The 5661-nt window shown below is 68.8% G+C and carries 4 protein-coding genes; all 4 read left to right on the plus strand.

Going from position 1 to position 5661, the window contains the following annotated elements; translation table 11 throughout:
* Positions 1–219 precede the first annotated feature (219 nt).
* Entirely contained in the window at positions 220–1839 is a 1620-nt protein-coding gene (locus OXR63_RS17885; protein WP_267425576.1) for an ABC transporter substrate-binding protein, read from the plus strand.
* 72 nt (positions 1840–1911) lie between these two features.
* Complete coding sequence (locus OXR63_RS17890) at positions 1912–3003, plus strand: ABC transporter permease (protein WP_267425578.1); 1092 nt, start codon at positions 1912–1914, stop codon at positions 3001–3003.
* 2 nt (positions 3004–3005) lie between these two features.
* A complete protein-coding gene (locus tag OXR63_RS17895) occupies positions 3006–4004 on the plus strand; it encodes an ABC transporter permease (RefSeq protein WP_267425580.1) in 999 nt (332 codons plus the stop codon).
* Positions 4001–5661, plus strand: a 1661-nt coding sequence (locus OXR63_RS17900; protein WP_267425582.1) for an ABC transporter ATP-binding protein, incomplete at its 3' end; no start/stop codon positions are given. The genes OXR63_RS17895 and OXR63_RS17900, both read left to right, overlap by 4 nt.

Genomic DNA, 5661 nt, shown 5'->3' on the forward strand with positions numbered 1-5661 from the left:
CGTTGCAGTGCGCAACGAACGTGCGCGCCGCGCCGCGCTCGACTAGCGGAATCGTGCGCCGCGCGGCACCGTCCCGCGTTACAGCGGTGTAAACAAACAGCCCCCGCGGGACCGAGTTCCGTGGCAGGGTGTCTCCCAATGAGTGTTCCTGGTCGGGCACACAGTCGTTCCACCTCCCGTCCAGGAGCTCCTGCAACCAACACCAGAGAGGCATCGGACATGGCATCCGTGACCAAGTGGGGCAAGCGCACCCTCGCGCTCGGCGCCGGAGCAGCAGCGACCGCGCTGGTGCTGACCGGCTGCGCGGGCGGCGGCAGCGGCAGCTCCGACGACCTGAACGGCCTGATCATCGGCACGACCGACAAGATCACGTCGCTCGACCCGGCGGGCTCCTACGACAACGGCTCCTTCGCCGTCCAGAACCAGGTCTTCCCGTTCCTGATGAACACCCCGACGGGCAGCCCGGACGTCAAGCCGGACATCGCCACGAAGGGCGAGTTCACCGACCCGACGACGTACGAGGTCACCCTGAAGAAGGGCCTCGAGTTCGCGAACGGCAACAAGCTCACCTCGAGCGACGTCAAGTTCTCGTTCGACCGCGACCTGAAGATCAAGAACGACAACGGCCCGTGGTCGCTGCTCGCGAACCTCAAGAGCATCGACACGCCGAACGCCACCACGGTCGTGTTCCACCTCGACCACGCCGACCAGACCTGGCCGCAGGTGCTCTCGAGCCCCGCCGGCCCGATCGTGGACGAGGACGTCTTCTCGGCGACCAAGCTCACGAGCGCGGCGGACATCGTCAAGGGCAACGCCTTCGCGGGGCAGTACGTCATCAAGTCCTACAAGGAGAACGACCTCATCTCCTACGAGGCCAACCCCAAGTACGACGGGGTCCTCGACAAGGCGAAGACCAAGGACGTCACCGCCCAGTACTTCACCAAGGAGACCGACCTCAAGCTCGCGGTCCAGAAGGGCGACGTCGACGTGGCGTACCGCTCCCTGACCCCGACCGACATCTCCTCGCTCCGCAAGGACAGCAAGCTGCAGGTCATCGACGGCCCCGGCGGCGAGATCCGCTACGTGGTCTTCAACTTCAAGACGCAGCCCTTCGGCACCGGCCAGTCCGACGCCGACGCGACGAAGGCCCTGGCCGTGCGCCAGGCCGTCGCCGACGTCGTCGACCGCGACGAGCTCGCCAAGGAGGTCTACAACAACACCTACACGCCCGTGTACTCGATGGTGCCGGACGGCCTCACCGGTGCTGCGACGCCGTTCAAGTCGCTCTACGGTGACGGCAACGGTGCCCCGGACGTCGAGAAGGCCAAGAAGACCCTCTCGGACGCCGGTGTGTCGGGCAAGATCGAGCTCGACATCCAGTACTCGCCGGACCACTACGGTTCCGCATCGGACGACGAGTACGCGACGCTGAAGACCCAGCTCGAGAACTCGGGGCTCTTCACCGTCAACATCCAGTCGACGGTCTACACGACCTACGCCGTGGACCGCACGAAGGACGCCTACCCGCTGTACCAGCTCGGCTGGTTCCCGGACTTCTCGGACGCGGACAACTACCTCTCGCCGTTCTTCACGAAGGACAACTTCGTGCAGAACCACTATGACGACCCGACCATCCAGGGTCTGATCGCCGACGAGCAGGAGGAGTCCGACAAGGACAAGCGCGCGGACATCATCGAGCAGGCCCAGCAGCGCGAGGCCGAGCAGATCTCGACCCTGCCGCTCCTGCAGGGCAAGTCGGTGGCAGTCGCCGGCAAGGGCGTCAAGGGCGTCACGCTCGACGCGTCCTTCAAGTTCCGCTACGGGACGATCAGCAAGTAACCCGACGCACGACGAGGGGCGCTCCCACGAGGAGCGCCCCTCGTCCGCGTCCTGCGAAAGGCACCCATCCCCGTGACCCTCACGAACCCCGAGGCGATCGACACGGAGCCCACGAAGCCGCAGGCACAGCGACGTGCCAGCGGCGGTGGCCTCGGTCGGTACGTCTTCGTCCGCTTCCTCCTCATCTTCCCGACCGTGTTCATCCTGGTGACACTGGTCTTCTTCCTGATGCGCGTCGTCGGGAACCCGATCACCGCGTCCGTCGGCGGGCGACTCACGCCGACGCAGCTGCAGGAACGCCTGCACGCCGCCGGGTACGACCGCCCCGTGATCGTCCAGTACCTCGAGTACCTCGGGCAGATCGTCCGCGGTGACTTCGGTTCGTCGGTCACCGACAACCGCCCGGTCACCGAGATCATCCTGCAGTACGGCGGCGCGACCGCGGAGCTCGTGTTCTACGCGCTCATCGTCGCCCTCGTGCTCGGCATCCCGCTCGGCATGCTCGCCGCGTACCTGCGCGACAAGTGGCCGGACGTGCTGCTCCGCGCGCTCGCGATCCTGACGTACGCGACGCCGGTGTTCTTCGGCGGCCTGCTCCTCAAGCTCGTCTTCTCGGTCTGGCTCGACTGGCTGCCGCTCGGCGACCGGGCCTCCACCCGCGCCCAGCTCATCCTCGACCGCATCGAGAACCCCACCGGGGTGTTCCTCATCGACGCGATCCGGACCGGCAACGGCCAGATCATCAGCGACGTCCTCCAGCACGCGGTCCTGCCGGCGCTGACGCTCGGGCTGCTGACGGCCGGCATCTTCCTGCGCCTGGTGCGCGCGAACATGATCGGCTCGCTCGGTTCCGAGTACGTCGACGCCGCACGCTCCCGGGGAGTGCGCGAGTCGCGGCTCGTCCGGACGCACGCGTTCCGCCCGGCCCTCGTGCCGATCATCACCGTGATGGGCCTGCAGATCGCCATGCTGCTCGGCGGCTCGGTGCTCACCGAGACGACCTTCGGCTGGCGCGGGCTCGGCTTCGAGCTCAACCAGTACCTGTCCGCCCGTGACTTCGTCGCCGTGCAGGGCATCGTCGCGATGCTGGCGGTGATCGTCGCCGTCACGAACTTCATCGTCGACGTCGTCGCGGCGCTCATCGACCCGAGAGTGAGGTTCTGACGATGTCCGACATCACCCTCGTCGACCGCCACGAGCCGCTCTGGAAGCGGCTGCCCGTCGTCGTCCAGCTCCGTCGGAGCACCGGATGGCAGCGCGCCATGCTCATCGTGGGCGTGGTCATCTGCGCCCTCTACCTGCTCGTCGCGGTCTTCGCCCCGCTCATCGCGCCGTACGGCTTCGGTGACCAGCAGACCGCGGGCGGCACGAACTTCCCGCGCACCGGTGCTCCGAGCGCCGACCACATCTGGGGCACCACGGTCGGCGGGCTGGACGTCTTCAGTCGCGTCGTCTACGGCGCACGGACCGCGGTGCTCGTCGTCATCGTCGCCGTCGTCGTGTCCATCGCGATCGGCGTCGTCCTCGGCATGATCTCCGGGTACATCGGCGGCTGGCTCGACCGCGTCCTCGTGGTCGTGGCCGACGCCATCTACGCCTTCCCGTCCCTGCTGCTCGCCATCGTCGTCTCGATCGTGGTCTCCGGAGGCAACTCGGACTACTGGGGCGGCATCACGGCGGCGGCGATCTCGATCACCGTGGTCTACATCCCGCAGTACTTCCGCGTGGTCCGGGCTGAGGCCGTCCGGCTGAAGAACGACGCCTTCGTGGAGTCGGCCCGCGTGATCGGCACCAACCCGTGGCGCATCATGACCCGACACGTGCTGCGGAACTCGACCAGGTCCCTGCCGCTCATCCTCACGCTGAACGCGAGCGACGCGGTGCTGACCCTGGCCGGCCTCGGCTTCCTCGGGTTCGGCATCGGCCCGACCCAGGGCGCCGAGTGGGGCTACGACCTCAGCCGCGCCCTGTCCGACGTCGCGAGCGGCGTCTGGTGGACCGGCGTCTACCCGGGCATGGCGATCGTGCTGCTCGTCCTCGGGGTCACGTTCATCGGCGAGAGCCTCAACGACATCTCCGATCCCCGTCTGCGTGCGCGCCGGCGGCTGAAGCAGCTGGTCTCCACCCGGGACAAGGCGACCAGCGCGGAAGGGGCAGCAGCATGACCGACGCAACCACGAGCCTCCAGTCCGGCACGGACCGGAACGAGCCGGTGGTCGTCGTCGACGACCTCACCGTCACCTTCGCGACCGACGGCGGCGCCGTCGACGCGGTCAAGGGCGTCAGCATCGACGTCCGTCCCGGCGAGGTCCTCGCCCTGGTCGGCGAGTCCGGCTCGGGCAAGTCCGTCACCGCGCGGAGCATGCTCCGGCTGATGCCGGAGACGGCGACGCTCGGCGGCGCCGTGTTCCTCGACGGCACCGATGTCGTGTCCGTCGGGTCGCAGAAGCTGCGGGAACTCCGCGGGACCGCCGGCGCGATGGTGTTCCAGGAGCCGTCCACGGCGCTGAACCCGGTCTTCACCGTCGGGTGGCAGATCGCCGAGGGCCTCCGGGCGCACGGCGGCGTCTCCAGGAGAGAAGCGCGCGTCAAGGCGATCGACTACCTGCGCCGCGTCGGGATCCCCGACCCGGAGCAGCGCGTCGACCACTACCCGCACCAGTTCTCCGGCGGGCAGAAGCAGCGCGTCGTGATCGCGAGCGCCCTGGCCCTCGAGCCGAGCGTCATCATCGCCGACGAGCCGACCACCGCCCTCGACGTGACGGTGCAGGCCGAGATCCTCGACCTGCTGCGTCGCTGCCGTGACGAGTTCGGTGCGGCGATCGTCATCATCACGCACAACATGGGCGTCGTCGCCGACCTGGCCGACCGCGTCGCCGTGATGTACCAGGGCGAGATCGTCGAGGAGGCCCCGGTCGCGCAGCTCTTCAGCGACCCGCAGGCCGACTACACGAAGCGCCTGCTGGCGGCCGTGCCCCGGCTCGAGGCGAGCACCGGTGTCGCCCGACGCGCCCTCATCACCGAGGACGTCGAACCCGTCGTCTCCGCGAAGGGCCTGGAGATCGAGTACCCGGGCCGCTTCGGCGCCCCGGCGTTCCGCGCGGTCAAGGGCGTCGACCTGGCGATCCGACCCGGCGAGGTCCTCGGCCTGGTGGGGGAGTCCGGCTCCGGCAAGACCACCATCGGCCGGGCGATCGCCGGCCTGACGAAGATCACCGGCGGCTCGCTCAACGTCCTCGGCACCGAGATGCTCGGGTACCGGGAGCGCGACTTCAAGCGGCTGCGCAAGGACATCGGGTTCGTCTTCCAGGACCCGGCGACCTCGTTCAACCCGCTGCTGACGATCGCCGAGTGCGTCGCCGAACCGCTCGTCGTGCACGGGGTGGCGTCCTCGCCGCGGGCCGCGCGCAAGCAGGTCGACGAGCTGATGGAGGCCGTGCAGCTGCCCGCCGCGTACGGCGACCGGTACCCGCACGAGCTCTCCGGTGGGCAGCGCCAGCGCGCCTCGCTCGCCCGGTCGCTCGCGCTACGGCCGAAGCTGCTCATCGCCGACGAGCCGACGAGCGCGCTCGACGTCTCGGTGCAGGCCCGCGTGCTGGAGCTCTTCCTCGAGCTGCAGCAGGACTTCGGCTTCGCCTCGCTCTTCATCAGCCACGACCTGGCGGTCGTCGGCGCGCTGTCCGACCGGATCGCCGTCCTCTACCGCGGTGACCTCGTGGAGACGGGAACGACGGCCGAGGTCCTCGGGTCGCCGCAGCACCCGTACACGCAGCGGCTCCTGGCGTCGCTGCCGGTGCCCGACCCGGCAGAGCAGGCGGACCG

The organism is Curtobacterium sp. GC_Cur_3 (assembly GCF_026544205.1).
In the GTDB taxonomy this organism is placed as follows: domain Bacteria; phylum Actinomycetota; class Actinomycetes; order Actinomycetales; family Microbacteriaceae; genus Curtobacterium.